Annotated in this window: 15 protein-coding genes; 10 read left to right on the forward strand and 5 right to left on the reverse strand. The window is 35.0% G+C overall.

Annotated elements, in window-relative coordinates:
* Positions 1 to 2 precede the first annotated feature (2 nt).
* The gene (locus PEDSA_RS01270; RefSeq protein WP_041537198.1) at positions 3 to 881 is read right to left on the reverse strand and encodes a cell division protein FtsX; all 879 of its coding nucleotides are present in this window, start codon (positions 879 to 881) and stop codon (positions 3 to 5) included.
* A 205-nt stretch (positions 882 to 1,086) separates the two neighbouring features.
* Here PEDSA_RS01270 and PEDSA_RS01275 point away from each other — a divergent pair, with 205 nt between their 5' ends.
* The 5 genes from PEDSA_RS01275 to PEDSA_RS01295 all read left to right on the forward strand — a co-directional run bounded on the left by PEDSA_RS01275 (position 1,087) and on the right by PEDSA_RS01295 (position 8,680).
* Positions 1,087 to 1,515 (forward strand): lipocalin family protein, encoded by a 429-nt coding sequence (locus PEDSA_RS01275; RefSeq protein WP_013631337.1) that lies wholly within the window; start codon positions 1,087 to 1,089, stop codon positions 1,513 to 1,515.
* 499 nt (positions 1,516 to 2,014) lie between these two features.
* Complete coding sequence (locus PEDSA_RS01280) at positions 2,015 to 2,467, forward strand: hypothetical protein (RefSeq protein WP_013631338.1); 453 nt, start codon at positions 2,015 to 2,017, stop codon at positions 2,465 to 2,467.
* 199 nt (positions 2,468 to 2,666) lie between these two features.
* On the forward strand, positions 2,667 to 5,450 hold the full coding sequence (gene leuS / locus PEDSA_RS01285; RefSeq protein ID WP_013631339.1) for a leucine--tRNA ligase: 2,784 nt from the start codon (positions 2,667 to 2,669) through the stop codon (positions 5,448 to 5,450).
* Between the two features lie 144 nt (positions 5,451 to 5,594).
* Positions 5,595 to 8,075, forward strand: a complete 2,481-nt coding sequence (locus PEDSA_RS01290; RefSeq protein ID WP_013631340.1) for a TonB-dependent receptor domain-containing protein — start codon at positions 5,595 to 5,597, stop codon at positions 8,073 to 8,075.
* 110 nt (positions 8,076 to 8,185) lie between these two features.
* The gene (locus PEDSA_RS01295) at positions 8,186 to 8,680 is read left to right on the forward strand and encodes an ABC transporter substrate-binding protein (RefSeq protein WP_041536929.1); all 495 of its coding nucleotides are present in this window, start codon (positions 8,186 to 8,188) and stop codon (positions 8,678 to 8,680) included.
* Here PEDSA_RS01295 and PEDSA_RS01300 read toward each other — a convergent pair.
* Positions 8,677 to 9,207, reverse strand: a complete 531-nt coding sequence (locus tag PEDSA_RS01300; protein WP_013631341.1) for a GNAT family N-acetyltransferase — start codon at positions 9,205 to 9,207, stop codon at positions 8,677 to 8,679. The two genes, PEDSA_RS01295 and PEDSA_RS01300, sit on opposite strands and share 4 nt — an antisense overlap.
* Before the next feature lie 8 nt (positions 9,208 to 9,215).
* Positions 9,216 to 9,740, reverse strand: coding sequence for an NADPH-dependent FMN reductase (locus PEDSA_RS01305; protein WP_013631342.1), 525 nt, complete (start codon positions 9,738 to 9,740; stop codon positions 9,216 to 9,218).
* A gap of 153 nt (positions 9,741 to 9,893) precedes the next feature.
* Here PEDSA_RS01305 and PEDSA_RS01310 point away from each other — a divergent pair, with 153 nt between their 5' ends.
* From PEDSA_RS01310 to lepB, 5 genes are read left to right on the forward strand one after another with little or no spacing between them, the layout of a single operon-like run.
* On the forward strand, positions 9,894 to 10,709 hold the full coding sequence (locus PEDSA_RS01310; RefSeq protein ID WP_013631343.1) for a ParA family protein: 816 nt from the start codon (positions 9,894 to 9,896) through the stop codon (positions 10,707 to 10,709).
* A complete protein-coding gene (locus PEDSA_RS01315; protein WP_013631344.1) occupies positions 10,709 to 11,629 on the forward strand; it encodes a ParB/RepB/Spo0J family partition protein in 921 nt (306 codons plus the stop codon). Before PEDSA_RS01310 ends, PEDSA_RS01315 begins: the two co-directional genes overlap by 1 nt.
* A gap of 3 nt (positions 11,630 to 11,632) precedes the next feature.
* The gene (locus tag PEDSA_RS01320; RefSeq protein ID WP_013631345.1) at positions 11,633 to 12,253 is read left to right on the forward strand and encodes a DUF5683 domain-containing protein; all 621 of its coding nucleotides are present in this window, start codon (positions 11,633 to 11,635) and stop codon (positions 12,251 to 12,253) included.
* Positions 12,250 to 12,999 (forward strand): 4-hydroxy-tetrahydrodipicolinate reductase, encoded by a 750-nt coding sequence (gene dapB, locus PEDSA_RS01325; protein WP_013631346.1) that lies wholly within the window; start codon positions 12,250 to 12,252, stop codon positions 12,997 to 12,999. The genes PEDSA_RS01320 and dapB overlap by 4 nt, the downstream gene beginning before the upstream one ends.
* A 12-nt stretch (positions 13,000 to 13,011) precedes the next feature.
* Positions 13,012 to 14,124, forward strand: coding sequence for a signal peptidase I (gene lepB, locus PEDSA_RS01330; RefSeq protein WP_013631347.1), 1,113 nt, complete (start codon positions 13,012 to 13,014; stop codon positions 14,122 to 14,124).
* A 187-nt stretch (positions 14,125 to 14,311) separates the two neighbouring features.
* Here the strand turns inward: lepB and PEDSA_RS01335 are convergent, their stop codons facing one another.
* Both PEDSA_RS01335 and bshC read right to left on the reverse strand, forming a co-directional pair.
* A complete protein-coding gene (locus tag PEDSA_RS01335) occupies positions 14,312 to 15,400 on the reverse strand; it encodes an Ldh family oxidoreductase (protein ID WP_013631348.1) in 1,089 nt (362 codons plus the stop codon).
* Positions 15,400 to 16,980 carry a bacillithiol biosynthesis cysteine-adding enzyme BshC gene (bshC, locus tag PEDSA_RS01340; RefSeq protein WP_013631349.1) on the reverse strand — a complete coding sequence of 527 codons (1,581 nt, stop codon included), beginning with the start codon at positions 16,978 to 16,980 and terminating at the stop codon, positions 15,400 to 15,402. The genes PEDSA_RS01335 and bshC overlap by 1 nt, the downstream gene beginning before the upstream one ends.
* Positions 16,981 to 16,995 lie beyond the last annotated feature (15 nt).

Below are 16,995 nucleotides of genomic sequence, written 5' to 3' on the forward strand. Positions count from 1 at the left end.
TTTTATCTGTATAAATCGTAAACTTTTAATTTTAAGTATTTAGTAACTGCGAAATAAGTACTTAGACATGAAATTAGAATACCTACACCAATTACTAAAATGAAAACAAGTCCAAATTCGAAGTAATTTCTAAGAATTACCAGTTCAGGAATTTGTTGTTGAGCGAGATATAGGGTTAAGATTAAAAGGATAATTGCTATTAATCCCGCTATTAATCCGTGTAAAACACCATATAAAATGAAAGGTCTGCGAATGAAACCTTTAGTAGCACCAACCAACTGCATACTCTTGATTAAAAAACGTTGTGAGTATATAGCCAATCGAATGGTATTATTTATTAATCCAACAGCAATGATTAAAAGCACTGCGCCAAATCCAAAAATCACTAAAGAGATGGTCCTTATATTTTGGTTAATCATGTCAACCAACGATTTTTGATAGCGAACTTCGTTAATTAAAGGGTTGCTTTGTAATTTTTGACTCAGTATAGCAATACTTTCGTTATTTGCGTAATCGGCTTTCAGATAAACATCGATAGAAGATAACAAAGGGTTGAAACCTAAAAATTTAATGAAATCTTCACCCAAATCCTGAGTTAGATTTCGGGCAGCAAGTTCTTTACTGATATACTGAGTTGATTTCACGTACTCATTACTTTCGATTTGTTTTTGCAAAGCCAAAATGTCTACTTCATTGGTACCCTCATTTATAATTACGTTAAGTACGATATTTTCTTTAACATAATTAGAGAGATTTCTTCCGTGTACAATGATTAAACCCAATAGCCCTACCATAAGTAATACAAGAGAGATGCTGATTACAGTAGAAACGTATATGGTTTTTGTTTTTTTTGAAGCCCTGCTATCTTCGAATTCTTCCATAGTTGTTCGATTATCTTGCGAAAATAATAAACCTGAATCTAAAATGCACATTATTAACAAGCATTTAACGAATTAAATATAGAATTATCATTCGAGATTTATTTTTTACCTGATTGTATTACAAAATACCTAGTTCTAGGTATTTTATATCAACTAATAATGTTGGTTTTTTGCATCAACAATAATTTTTTAAAAATCTATAGTTATGAAAAGATCAATTTTTACACTAATGTCAATTTTTACACTATTGGTGATGTTTAATGCTTGTAAAAAAGACGATGACAAAAACACTAATGGAATAGAAGGAACATGGAAGTCCACAAAATCTGTTTATTATTCAAAATTGAACGGAGTTAAAGAAGGAAAAGATGAGGTAGACCTTCATGATAATGAAAACTATAATATATTGACATTAAAGGAGGGAAAATATACTGTAAAGGAGTATTATGAAGGAAAAATGGAAGATGAAGATAATGGTACATATACTTACTCTAACGGTAAATTGATTGTTGATGGTGAAGCTACATTAACCGTTACTATCAGTGGAAATACATTAGTTTTAGTGAGCGAAAACCCTGATTCTGAAAACGAAAAAAGAGTATATGGTAGTGAGGAGCATTATATAAGAAACTAAGATTATCTAATTGCAATCGACGAATTAATTAAGAAAGGCGTTCTATATTGAACGCTTTTTTAATTAAGAGAGAAAGTACATGGTTTTGGTGGTTTATTATCCGTATTTTATACACTAAGCTACCGTCTTGTTCAGCTCTCATATTCATACATATTCAAGACATCTCACTCCCTAGGTAATACTTTTTATATAAGAATAACCTTTAAAGGCTTAATACAGCATTAAATAAGGTTTTAATTGGTTTAATTGAACTGATTTTATGTGTTTTTCGTTTCAGTATGAAATAACCTCTATTGCTTGAATATACAATAAGGTTAAAGAAAAACAGGCGCGATTTGATTCGGAGTAACTGCAGAAGATATAAGAGTAAGTAAATAATGTGATTTAAGAAAAGTGTCTTATCACTGATTTTTTTGTCATGTTCAATCCATAGGTTGGATTAAGCTATTGTAAATAGCTAATTGTAATTTTACTTTTGATTATAAAATATAAGGAGAATATGAGAAAATTCTTTTCGGTATTGATATTGTATATGTCAATCACTACAGGTTTTGTTGGTTGTAAAAAAGATGATAGCGGAGATAAATTAAGGCAGATAAAGAATAACCTGTTAGGGGAATGGTTTGCTGTAAGTCGAAAGATTTATCTTGTTGAAAATGGAGAAAAAGTACTTCATCAAACTTATTTTATTGATGGTGGGTTCGAGTTTTTTGGTAATGGCGATTTTAGACATTTTTTCGATGACGAAAATATATACGAAGGTGATTTTGATGTTTTAGAAGATGGAAAGTTACTAAAGATACATTTGAAATCTGGAGATAATAAAGGAGATACATATTCTTATAAAATATTAACAGCAGATAAAGAGAATTTGATACTTCAATTTGGAAATGAAGAGAAAGGGGATGATATAATAGGCACTCTTAATTTTGTTAGAAACAAAAATAAATAAAAAACTATAAGGGTTGTATATTCTCTCTCAGGCAATAACAATTTAATGAATGCTTCAAGATAGCCGTTCTAAAAAATGATGGAATGGCTTTTTATTTAAGTACTTTTCTAACGGAAAAGAAGTGCTCTTCATATTAATTTTTTATTTTCGCCTTTTATACGAAAAATGAATATAATATCTTTTATATCTAAAGGCGCATATGGATTATCAATTTAAAAATATAGAAAAAAAGTGGCAGAAGTTCTGGGCCGATAATGAAACCTACAAAGTAGAAGTCGACAATTCAAAACCAAAATATTATGTTTTGGATATGTTTCCTTATCCATCTGGTGCGGGGTTACACGTAGGGCATCCACTCGGTTACATTGCATCTGATATTTTTTCCAGATATAAAAGATTGAAAGGATTCAATGTATTGCATCCCATGGGATATGATTCATTTGGTTTACCTGCTGAGCAATATGCAATCCAAACAGGGCAACATCCAGCTATTACGACGGGAACAAATATCAATCGTTACCGGGAACAATTAGATAATCTTGGTTTTTCCTTCGATTGGAGTAAAGAAGTACGTACAAGTTCGCCAGATTACTATAAATGGACCCAATGGATTTTTATGCAATTGTTCAATTCATGGTATAATATAGAAACGGACAAAGCAGAACATATCTCGACATTGGTTCATAAGTTTCAAACCGAAGGAACAGTAGCAGTAAAAGCCGTTTGTGATAGCGATACGAGAAAAATGCTTCCTTCTGATTGGACTTCGTTAACAGAAGACGAAAAGCAGGAAGAATTATTAAAATACCGTTTGGCTTTCTTAAAGGAGAGTACTGTAAACTGGTGCGCTGCCTTGGGTACGGTATTAGCCAACGACGAGGTTATCGGTGGTTTTTCTGAGCGTGGTGGGCATCCGGTAGAGCAGAAGAAAATGATGCAATGGAGTATGCGTATTACCGCTTATGCTGAAAGACTGCTTAAGGGGTTAGATCAGATTGACTGGCCAGAACCATTGAAAGAAATTCAGCGCAATTGGATTGGCAAAAGTGTCGGTGCAATGGTAGATTTCCAATTAGCAGATGCTGATTATAAAATTCAGGTTTTCACGACTCGTGTGGATACCATTTATGGTGTAAGCTTTTTGGTGATCGCACCAGAACATGAGCTGGTCTCTCAAATTACAACCGAAGAACAAAAAACAGAAATAGAGCAATATATTCAACAAACCAAGAAAAAATCTGAACTGGATAGAATGGCCGATACAAAAACTGTATCGGGTGCTTTTACAGGTGCATATGCTATCAATCCATTAAATGGGGAAAAGGTTCCGGTTTGGATTGCGGATTATGTTTTAGCTGGATATGGAACAGGGGCCGTTATGGCGGTTCCGTCTGGAGATCAAAGAGATTATTTGTTTGCAAGTCATTTTAATTTGCCAATTATCCAGATTTTAGATACTCAGGTATTGGATGGCCAGGCAGATCCTACTAAAGAGGGACAATATATTAATTCGGGTATTATCAATGGACTGGGATATAAAGAGGCTACAGCTAAATTAATTTCCTTTTTGGAAGAAAAGGAGCAGGGTTATGCAAAGGTGAATTACCGCATGCGTGATGCCATTTTTGGACGTCAGCGTTATTGGGGAGAGCCGGTTCCAGTATATTTTAAAAATGGTTTGCCTTATTTAATTGACGAAAGCGAATTGCCTTTGTTATTACCAGAGGTAGATAAATATTTACCAACCGAAACGGGAGAACCTCCACTAGGAAGAGCAAAAGATTGGAAATACAAAGGCGAGTATGAATACGAGTTAAGTACTATGCCAGGTTGGGCAGGAAGCAGTTGGTATTGGTACAGATATATGGATGCACATAACGACAAAGAATTTGCTTCTGAAAAAGCAATTGAATATTGGAAAGACGTGGATTTATATATCGGAGGTTCGGAACATGCGACCGGACACTTGTTGTACAGCCGTTTCTGGAATAAGTTTTTGAAAGATCTGGGTTTTGCAAAAGAAGAAGAACCTTTCAAAAAGTTAATCAATCAGGGGATGATTCAGGGGCGTTCTAATTTCGTTTATAGGATAATGAGCGAAGACGGAAGAGGAACAAATACTTATGTATCCAATGGCTTGAAAAATAATTATCAAACTACTGCTTTACATGTTGATGTTAATATCGTTGAAAATGATATTTTGAATTTAGATAAATTCAGAAACTGGAGAGAGGAATTTAAAGATGCAGAGTTTGTACTGGAAGAAGGAAAATATATCTGCGGAGTAGAAGTAGAGAAAATGTCCAAATCTAAATTCAATGTTGTAAATCCCGATGACTTAATTGAAAGATATGGAGCAGATACTTTAAGAATGTACGAAATGTTCCTTGGACCTTTAGAACAAAGCAAACCATGGAATACCAACGGTATCGAAGGAGTATTTAAATTCTTGAGAAAATTCTGGAAACTCTTCCATAATGATGCTTTTGAATTTGTAGTTTCCAATGATGAGCCTACAAAGCAAGAACTTAAATCTTTGCATAAGTTAATCAAGAAAGTTGAAGATGATGTAGAACGTTTTTCATTCAATACATCAGTGTCAAGCTTTATGATTACTGTAAATGAGCTTACAGATTTAAAATGTAATAAGAGAGCGATTTTACAGGAGATGGTAATCTTGCTTTCTTCGTATGCACCGCATATTACCGAAGAACTTTGGACATTATTAGGAAATACAGAAGGTACTTTATCAAAAGCCCGTTTTCCTAAATTTAATGCGGAATATCTGGTAGAAAGTGAATTTAATTATCCTATTTCTATCAATGGAAAGACCAAAACCAATCTAAGCTTTGGTTTAGATTTAGATAACGTAGAAATAGAGAAGCTGGTTCTTGCAAATGAACAGGTACAGAAATACCTAGACGGTAAAACACCGAAAAAGATAATTATTGTAAAAGGAAGAATTATCAATATAGTGGCATAAGGGAAGGCGGTTTTAACCGCCTTTTTCTTTAACAAATTTTTGCTTTTTAGTGTTTTTTAAAAGGTTATTTTTGCCGGAACTCATTAAAATCAAAAATTTTCGTAACAAAAAGCGACAGATTCGATCAAATACTAAAAAATATTCATGAAGCGTTTTTATATCCTATCAGCTTTTTTTCTTGCTCTAAATCATTCTTTTGCGCAACAGGGCCCCAGTGGAGTAGCAGGAGCGCAAAATAGTATCGTAGGAAAAATTTCAGGAGTTATTATAGACTCATTAACTAAAACTCCGGTAGACTATGCTGCGGTTTCTTTATCTGCTGTAAAGCAAACTAAATCTATTAATGGTGCTTTGGCAGATGATAAAGGTGCTTTTAAATTAGAAAAGGTTGTTCCAGGGAAATACCGATTAACTATTTCATTTATTGGTTATAATACAAAGATTATAGAGCCTATAACAACAACTAACAGTAAGCCTGATCTAAATTTAGGAACAATTATACTTGTCCCCAGCAATAAAATATTACAGGAAGTTGTAGTAGAAGGCCAGGCAAATATTATCGAAAATAAAATCGATAAATTGGTTTATAACGCTGAAAAAGACGTGGCGATTTCCGGAGGGACAGCTGTTGATGTATTGCGAAAAGTACCTTTATTATCTGTAGATTATGAAGGAAACGTATCTTTAAGAGGAAGCTCAAATATCAAAGTTCTGATAAATGGAAAACCTTCGGGAACGATGGCGGGTAATATTGCGGATGCGCTGAAAGCTATTCCGGCAGACCAGATAAAAAATGTGGAAGTAATAACTTCTCCATCTGCCAAATATGATGCGGAAGGAACGTCAGGGATTATCAATATCATTACCAAAAAGAATAATTTAGAGGGGATAAGCGGATCTGTAAATGCAGGTGTTGGAACCAGACAAAACAGTGGAAATATCAATCTGAATGCAAAAAAAGGAAGATTAGGTTTATATGCCAATGCTGGTGGGTATTATTCATGGCCACAAACATCTATTATAACGTTTGATAGACAAAACACAAATGGTGATTACAACAAGCAGAATGGTGAAAGCACAACCGAGCGATTGGCAACGAACGGATCAATTGGTGCAGATTACGATTTCAATAAATACAACTCTATAAGCTCCAATCTTAAAGTAAATTGGTTCCAGTTTAGTATCGATGGATTTAATGATAATAAGAACAGTTTTGGAGGCATAGAAAATGCTTTTAAAAGAATGACGGATAATAAAAATAAGGTTATCAGCTTCGACTGGAATAATGATTATTCCCATAAATTTAAAAAAGAAGGACAGGAAATAACTTTTGCATGGCAGTTGAGCAGAAGTGAACTGAATAATGACTATAATTCGTTTATCGATCAGCGAGTGAGAAAAGAAATTGGCGCAAGCGATGCAATAAATAAAGAATCAACATTTCAGCTGGATTATACCCATCCGTTTAAAGGAATTACTTTAGAAACCGGAGCAAAGGCAATTATTAGAAATATAGACAATGACTCTAAAGTAGACAGTACCGATTTATCCGGAGGAAATAGAATCCCTGTTCCAAACCGAAATTTCATATATGACTATAATCAGAATGTGTTTGCTGGTTATGCTACTTTAGGCTTTACTGTTGCAAAAAACTACGGAATTAAGGGAGGTGCAAGATACGAGTATACCGATATAGATGGCAACGATGCTGGGAGCGGTACCTTTGCTCCTTTTAAAAATAATTATGGGAATTTTGTGCCAAGCATAGTAATATCAAGGACGTTTAAAAATTTCCAGACATTAAAGCTAAGTTATAACAAAAGGATTCAGAGGCCAAGTGTATTTTACCTGAACCCTTTTAGAAATGCTGCAGATTTTTATAATCAATCGGAAGGTAATCCACGTTTGTCGCCAGAGGTTTCAGATAATATCGAACTGGGATATTCACGATTCATTAAAACTACGGTAATCAATGCGTCTTTATATTACAGAAATACGCAGAACGTTATAGAAAATGTAGTTAAACAAATAGAGATTGATGGAAAGACAGTTTCCTTAACAACTTTTGATAACGTTGGACGTAATAATTCTTTCGGGATGAATTTTTTCGGTTCTATTAGCCCGGTTAAGCCCCTCACATTGAGAGGTAACTTTAATGTCTACACTTATGATATCAGTTTGGGACAAAGTAGTGCAAATCTTTCCGGTGCAGAAAATAAAACCTATTTTATGTACAATGCATTTTTAAGCGGTACTTATGCTTTTTCTAAAGGTTTTACTTTCGAAACTTTCCTGATAACAAATTCGCCACGAAGGACTTTTCAGGGAAAGAATCCATCATTTAACATGTGGAATTTAGGACTGAAAAAAGAATTATTCGATAAAAAAGGAAGTGTTGGAATTAATGTAATCGATCCATTTAACAACAGAAAAAACTTTAAATCGGAAATTACAGGAGATGGATTTATCCAAACCAATAACTTCTCGATTCCTTTCAGATCAGTTGGAGTTAACTTTAGTTGGAGGTTTGGAAATTTGAAAGTAAACCAAAACAATAAGCGGGGAGTTAAAAATGACGATCTAAAACAAGGTGAAAGTAGCGGCGGAGGAATGGGAGGAAACTAAAATCCGAATAAAATAGAAATATGGTTGAAGCCTTCTTGATAAAATCAGGAAGGCTTTTTTATTACGCTCTGTAATCATTTCCTATCTTTGCAGCATAAAAATATTTGATAATGGAAATTTTAGGTGTATCCGAACGAAACGAAACATTAGCAGAAGAACTACAAGAAAGAGTTGATATTGTTGTACATAAGCTAAAGTTCTTTCCGGATAAGCCAAAGATTGCCTTTATTTCTGATTTGAATGAGATTGCAGTTGCTTATGATGAGTCACTAAATGACATTGTGAGCAAGGGAGGTGGACATCTGATTTATGCTAATAGTTGGGAGAGTTTGCTTGATATGGACCCAGATATCCTGATTTTATCTTTAAATGGCGAAAGTATAGAAAGCAGCTTGCCAAAAGTTTCAGATCTTTTACAAATGCCGAATTTTACTGAATTAAAAGCAGTGAAGGGAAATAAAATTTTTATACTGCGGAACGATTTGTTGAAATCTGAATTAGCAGCGGAAAGAGTAGACGTTCTGGAATCGATTGCGGAAATTATTACTCCTAAATATTTTAATTTTGGCTTTGAAGGTAGCGCTTGGATTAACTTTGCAGTTTAGTTCTCGTGATTCATTACAATTTCCTGTTGCAATTTGCAAAAACCTAAATACAGTTTTTCTGAAATAGGATTTGGATAGCTTAAGATTGTTAAACTTAAAGGAGCATTGCCTTTTATAAAAGCGGGTTGGTAGTGCCTATATGTATTGTTCTTAAAGCCTACACGCTCATAAAACCGTAAACGACGTACGCATGTTTCATCCTTAGGGTGTTCAATCTCAAGAATTATGGGGAGATCATGTTCGTTTATAAAGTCAGATAAAATAATATTTCCCAAGCCCTTACCTTGCCCGGATTTAGTAATTGCCAGATGCTCTATAAAAATAAAGTTGGGGAATGACCAATAGGCTAAAAATCCTTTTAAAGCGCCCTCTTCTAAATAAATATCTAAAGAATATTCAGGTTTACTGAAAATTTCCGTTTGCTGTAAGACGTTGCGCTTTTCTTCTTGTGGAAAACTATCATTATATACCTGCCAAAACTCATCAAAAAATGGGTGAGCTGCGTTGTTAACTTTTTGGATGTCCATAAGAAAGATTAGTACTTTATAAACTTGTCAATCTGTTGATTAACAAACTTAATAGTGTCCTCATTAATGAAATTGCCCAAATCGTTTAAATCTTTATTGATATAAGTTAAATGGATTTTTAAGGGCATCACATTTAAATGAACGTAATTACATACACCAGTAAAGTGGTCGATACCTCTGATATTTCCATATTTACCCGAAGACAATCCTACTAAAGCGGCTTTTTTATCATAAAAAGAAGCGGGAAAATCACAGGCATCAATAAAAAGTTTTAGAATGCCAGGGAAACTGCCATTATATTCCGGTATTACAAAAAGAAATTTTTCGGCTTCATTGACTTTTTGTAAAATTTTTGTGAAAGCTTCACTTCTTTTTCCGTAAAGGTCTGTAGCTGCAAGATTTTCAGGCAAATCCGTTAACGACAAAATCTCGCTTTCATAGTTCTTTTCGGTCAGTATTTTCTGATAATATTTGGAAACTTTTAACGTATTACTGTTGAGTCGGTTAGTTCCTGATACTATTAAAGTCTTCATTTATGTGTATAAATCGTATAAACCTGTTGAAATTGGTATTGTATAAATTTGTATCTTGTGCCCATCTGTAAATAGGGGTAGGATGCCCCGAAATTACGATTTTATATAATTGGGATTACAATAAAAACCGAAGAATATAGCTTTATTGTTTAGATGAGTAAAATAATAGCAATTGCCAATCAGAAAGGCGGAGTAGGCAAAACTACTTCATCTATAAATTTAGCAGCTAGTTTGGCTGTTTTAGAATACAAAACTTTAATTGTTGATGCCGATCCTCAAGCCAATTCTACGTCAGGTATTGGGTTTGATCCAAGAACTATTAAAACCAGTATTTACGAATGTATTATTAATGATGTAGATCCAAGAGAGGCTATAAAGAAAACCGACACGCCAAATCTGGATTTATTGCCTGCACATATTGATTTAGTTGGTGCCGAGATCGAAATGATCAACCTTCATGAACGCGAATACAAAATGAAAGGCGTTTTGGAGAAAATAAAAAATGATTACGATTTCATCATTATAGATTGTTCGCCATCTTTAGGTTTGATTACGATTAACGCTTTAACAGCAGCAAATTCAGTTATTATTCCTGTACAATGTGAGTATTTTGCTTTGGAAGGTCTTGGGAAGCTGTTAAACACTATCAAAATTGTACAAACAAGACTGAATCCTGAATTAGAGATAGAAGGGATTTTGTTAACGATGTACGATGTGCGTTTAAGACTTTCTAATCAGGTTGTAGAGGAAGTGCGCTCGCATTTCGAAGACCTGGTTTTTGATACAATCATAGCAAGAAATACAAGATTAAGCGAAGCACCAAGTTTCGGAATTTCTGTCATCATGCATGATGCAAATTCAAAGGGAGCTATCAACTACCTGAACTTAGCTCGCGAGATTATTCAGAAAAATAGTATGTCGAAAGACACAGTGGGATCTATTAAAGACGCAGAGGAGAATAAGAAATAATGAGCAAAGACAGAAAATTTGGACTAGGAAAAGGCTTAGGTGCATTATTAAATGATACGCCGGAAGTACAGCGTAGTTCATATACGCAGCAACAGGTTACAGAAACTAATCCTGGCTCAGTTTCAGTGGGGTCTGTTAATAAAATTCTAATCAATCAAATAGAAGTAAATCCTTATCAACCTCGTTTCGAGTTTGATGAAGAGGCATTACAGGAGTTGTCAGAGTCTATAAAATTACAAGGACTTATTCAGCCTATTACAGTTAGGAGAGTTGGAGATAACAGATATCAATTAATTTCTGGAGAGCGTAGGTTAAGAGCTACCAAAATGGCGGGAATAGAAGATATTCCGGCTTACGTTCGTACAGCCAATGACCAGCAAATGTTGGAAATGGCTTTAATTGAAAATATTCAGAGAGAAAACCTGAATGCAATAGAAGTTGCCTTGAGTTTCCAAAGAATGATTGATGAGTGTAGTTTGAAGCAGGAAGAACTTGGAGACAGGGTTTCTAAAAACAGATCTACAGTAACTAACTACCTTCGTTTGCTGAAATTGCCTCCGGTAATTCAGGCATCTATCCGGGACAGCCAGCTATCTATGGGACATGCAAGAGCATTGATTAGCGTAGAGGATCCGGCAAATCAGTTATTTATCTTTCAGGAAATTATAGATAAAGACCTTTCAGTTAGAAAAGTAGAAGAGCTAGTTCGGAATATCAAACAAAACGAACAGGTTAAGATAGAAAAAGGGAAGAAGGCAGAAGGTATTTCTTTTCAATATCAAAAGATTCAGGACGACCTTTCATCTAAATTCGCAACTAAAATCAAAATGAAAGTTGGAACTAATGGAAAAGGCGCTATTGAAATACCCTTTTTGTCAAATGACGATTTAAATAGAATTCTAGAGCTTCTAGATTGGTAGCAGATGATTAAGTATGCATTCTCTATTATTTTATTGCTGGGTCTTGTCTTAAATGTAAAAGGACAGGAGTTGGACTCGCTTTCTAAACAAATTATCAAGGAAGGAAGCGACGTTGGACCGGCCATAAAGGAAAGAGGTAATACACTTTTTAGAGATTCAAGTTCATTGCAATCTCCAAGAAAAGCTGTGTTGAGATCTGCTATAATACCGGGATGGGGGCAAATCAGAAATAAAAAATGGTGGAAAGTACCCTTAGTTTATGGCGGTTATGTAGGAGTTGGTTTGTATTATGAGTTTAATCAACGCTATTATAAAGAATTTTTATCAGAAAGTCAGGCCAGAAAGCGAGGCGAATTTAAGTATGAAAAATACCAATTTGCTACAGATGAACAGATTTACAATACAAAAGATTTTTATCGAAGAAACAGAGATTTGGCTATTATAGCCTTTTTTGCTTTTCACTCCTTACAAATGATAGATGCATATATAGATGCAAAATTGGCCACTTTTGATGTAAGTGATAATCTGTCTATAAATTTAAAACCTTCAATTTATACACCAATGTATGCGGGATCAGGTTTTCAGGCACCTGTTCCAATGCTTAAACTAAATATTAAATTATGAAAATAGCGTTACTCGGTTACGGAAAAATGGGGAAAATGATCGAAGGCATTGCCCTGGATCGTAATCATGAAATTGTATTAAAAATAGACGAAAACAATACACACGAATTAACGATAGAAAATCTGCGAAAAGCCGATGTAGCTATCGAATTTAGTACTCCTCATACTGTTTTAGATAATATCTATAAATGTATCGAATCGAAGACACCGCTGGTAGTTGGAACAACAGGATGGTACGGACATTTACAACAGGTAAAAGATGCCTGTGTAGAAGCTAACTCATCGGTAATGTATGGTTCTAATTTTAGCGTAGGTGTAAATATATTCTTCCAGATCAGTAAGATGGCGGCGAAAATGATGAATAATTTTTCCGACCAATATGATGTTTGTATGGAAGAAATTCATCATATTCACAAACTGGATTCTCCAAGTGGTACAGCAATAACTATTGCAGAAGATATTTTAGAAGAGTTTAAAGAGAAAAGGCAATGGGTAGATGTTAACGCAGAAAATTCTGATGATGTAACATTGCATAAGCCAGAGAATCTAATTATAAATTCTTTCAGAGAGGGAGAGGTTCCGGGAACACATGTTGTTCTTTATGATTCTGATGTAGATAGAATCGAATTGAAGCATGTGGCACATGGTCGTCAGGGATTTGCATTGGGCGCAGTTTTAGCTGCCGAATGGCTGCCTGGCAAAGCTGGGTTCTACTCGGTGAAAGAAATGTACGATTTCAAGGTTTAACATACGAAGCTAATGAGTTTAAAATTTTGGCAAAAAGGCGATAAAAACAATAAAGCCAAAAAGAAAAAAAGTGCCGGAAGAGAATGGTTGGATGCAATCATTTTTGCCGTTATCGCCGCGACAATTATCCGAGGTTTATTTATAGAAGCTTATACAATCCCAACAGGATCAATGGAAAGATCATTGTTAGTTGGTGATTTCTTATTTGTGAGTAAGATTAATTACGGTGCCCGTACACCAATTACTCCAATTTCATTTCCTTTTGCACATCATACGATGCCAATTACCGGGACAAAAGCATATTGGGATGGCTGGCAATTACCTTATTACAGATTGCCAGGATTGCAAAAAGTGAAGAGGAATGATGTCGTGGTATTCAACTATCCCATGGATGCCGACGAACCTCTTAACAGACCTATAGATAAAAGGGAAAACTATATAAAAAGATGTCTAGCTATAGGTGGCGATACTTTGGTTATCAATGACGGAGTTGTATCTGTTAATGGAAAAGTAGCAGACATGCCAGAGAAAAGCCAGACAGAATATTATGTGAAAACGAACGGAGTAGATTTTAATCCAATTGCAATGTCAGATTTGGATGTTGATCTTATACAAAGACCAAGCAGAGATGTTTATGTTTTTGCAATGCCTCATTCAGAAGTAGACAAAATTAAAGCTTTTTCTAATGTAGAAGCAGTTAAGGAAATCTACAGTGAAAAGGGAGAGTATAGAGATGAAATTTTTCCACATGATCCCAGACATCCATGGAATCAGGATAACTACGGACCTATCATTATCCCTGCACAGGGTTGGACTGTAAAATTAGATTCTAATAATTTCTCTATTTATGAAAGAGCAATTAGAATCTACGAAAATAATAAGCTGGAAGAGAAAGATGGTAAATATTATATTAACGATAAACAGGCTGACTCTTATACCTTCAAACAAAATTATTATTGGATGATGGGAGACAATCGCCATAATTCAGCAGATTCTAGATATTGGGGTTTTGTGCCAGAAGATCATATCGTTGGTAAAGCTTTATTTATATGGATGAGCTGGAATGATCAGGGGTCTTTCCTTTCCAAAATCAGATGGAACCGATTATTTAGAGGAATACATTAAAAACAAAAAAGGAAACTAATCTTAGTTTCCTTTTTTGTTTTTAATAATCTTTCGTCCCATAAGAAATCTTCAATTTCTGATATCTTAACCTTTTTATTGTAATAGGAGTGATTGAAGATATATCGGTTAGAAATAAGATGTAGGTCGTTTCAACTTCTGTTAAGATACAAATACCGGGAAAAGTTAATTAATTCAATTTCTCAATACCAAACTTCTCTGCAACCTCATTCAAATCATTTACGACTACGTCTATCAAAGGAATTCCGTTTTTTCTTCTTTCTATTTCCGCTTCATATTCCGGTTCTCCGGGAATAACAACACGTTGATCGGGATTTATTGGAGTAGCCTGTTTAAAGCGGTCTATCCAATTATCCATATGTGATTTGAATTCATCTACTGGTCTAAAGCCATCTACTCGCATAGCACCTAAAAAGTGTCCTAAACCTTGTCCGGGCTGATCTGGCAGAGGATTAATAAAAGCAACAAAAGGCGGAGCCCACGGCCCGTAGCTTGCACCAGATAAAACAGCAGATAAAATATCTACCGTTGCACTTAAACCAAAACCTTTATGACTGCCATGTTCCCGGTCCGAACCTAAAGGAAGTAAGGAGCCACCTTCTTTCAATCCATGAGGATTGGTTGTAGTATTTCCATTTTTATCCTGAATCCATCCGGTAGGGACATCCGTACCTTTCCTTTGTGCAATTTCCAGTTTACCATTTGCTGCGGTAGAAGTAGCCATATCCGTTATAAATGGAGGATATTTTCCTGCAGGGAAGGCATAACAAATAGGGTTTGTCCCCAGCATTCTTTCGGTCGAAAAGGTTGGAGCTACCAATGGACTGGCATTGGTTACTGCAAAACCAATCATATCTTGTTCCACAGCCATTAAAGCATGATAACCTGCTATCCCAAAATGGTTGGAGTTTTTAATAGCTATCCAGCCCGAACCAGCATTTTTTGCTTTTTCAATGGCAATTTTCATAGCGAAAGGAGCCACTACCAAACCTAAACCTGCATCTCCGTCTATTGTAGCAGTAGATGGTGTCTCATGCACTATTTTAATATCAGGCTTGGCATTTACCCGTCCTTTTTCCCAAAGTCGCACATAGCCCGTTAATCTGGCAACACCATGAGAATCTATACCTCTTAAATCGGCTTTTAAAAGAACATCAGCAGCTAAAGTTGAATGTTTGTCGGAGCAGCCCATACTTCTGAAAACATTTTCTGTGAAGTCTCGCAGGGCGCTCTCTTTTATGATATAATATTCATTCATTAGGAAAGAATTGTGTACTTAAAATCTAAAGGATGTAAGTTTTTAAGAAGCGAAGGAATAAAGTCCTCGCCGTATTTTACGTAGAACATTCCAAAATTCTCTTTACGTTCCTGTAAAGTTCCTCCTGGAAATAATTCGTCTTTTATGTTTTCTATATTTTGTAAAGCTTCCGAGTGATTTTTCTTTTCGGCTTTTAAGAGTTTCTTTTCTAAACTGCGCATTGCTTTATGCAGGCGAATTTTTATAGCTTCGGTACTTGGAGCAAGAGTAGGATCTATTTTATGAGCCCTCAGCTTGAGTTTTTCAAAGATACAGTCAATTTCCCGCCACTCATTATCAATGCTTAAATCATGTTCTGTGGTCCTCAAAACCCATTTGTTTTTTAACTCTTCCTTATTTTTGAAAATATCACGATAGGAAAACCCTAAACGCTCCAGTTTGTCGTCAATTTTAGGATTAGCTATCGAGGCGCAATTCCTCAATATTAAAATAGGAAAGTCGATATGATAATGATTAAAATTTGACTTTAATTGCAGCCAGTAAACCAGTTCCGCCGGTCCGCCAATATATGCAAGATTAGGAAGTATAACTTCCTGATATAGCGGGCGCATTACAACGTTAGGACTAAACCTTTCGGGATGACTTGCAATTTCCTCTTTAAGCTCAGTTTCAGAAAATGAAATGTCAGAATGTAATATATTGTATTTTCCATTCTCGAAGACAATACGTTCTCTTAAGTTATCCAACATATAAAAGAAGTTGATTTCTCTGGCATTTACCTGTGGCGATACTCCAGCTTTGATCAATTCTTCATTCGTATGATTGATATTTTTGAAACTATTTTCAGATATGATGTCTTCTGCAATAATGGTAGAAAATAATGATTTTAATGCAGGTTCATCAGCATCTAAAATAACCAGCCCATACTTTCCAAAAAGGGAATTTACAAGATGTCTGGTTGCTTTTGATAGGTTTTCTTCTTTATAGGCAGTTTCGACAAGTTCTCCTAATTCCTGCGCATTTTCCGATATACCCAGAACGCTGATGTATTCTTCAATTGTTTTTTTTATTCCTTCGGTAGATATTCTGCCTGTAGCACCGTTCGTTTCTATTGGCCAGGCAACCTTTTTAGAATTGATGAATGTATGGTTAATTTCATCAAAATCATGATCTTCGGTAGCCATCCAGTAAACGGGGACAAAATCTTTTTCGGGGAATCTTTTCTTTAGATCATTACACAGATTGATTGTGGAAACAATTTTGAAAAGAAAATATAGTGGCCCCGTAAATAAATTCAGCTGATGACCAGTAGTAACAGTAAAACAGTTTTCGTTTTTTAGAAGAGTAATATTTTCTGCCAGTTGCTGGGAAATATTTAACCCTTCATATTGTTTTGTAAGTATTTCGCTTAAAAGCTTTCTGTTAGTAGTAATCTTTTTAGAAGATAGAATTTTTTCGAAGCCTTCGAGTGTAGCGTTTTGATTATAAAATGGTTTTAGGGATGTGTCTTTGTCCAGATACCTTATTACTGCTGGAGAAAAGGAGCCGGTTTCTTTATAATCAATATATTGTGCTTTCATAAAACCACGAAATTA

The sequence above is a fragment of the Pseudopedobacter saltans DSM 12145 genome, assembly GCF_000190735.1.
Lineage (GTDB): Bacteria > Bacteroidota > Bacteroidia > Sphingobacteriales > Sphingobacteriaceae > Pseudopedobacter > Pseudopedobacter saltans.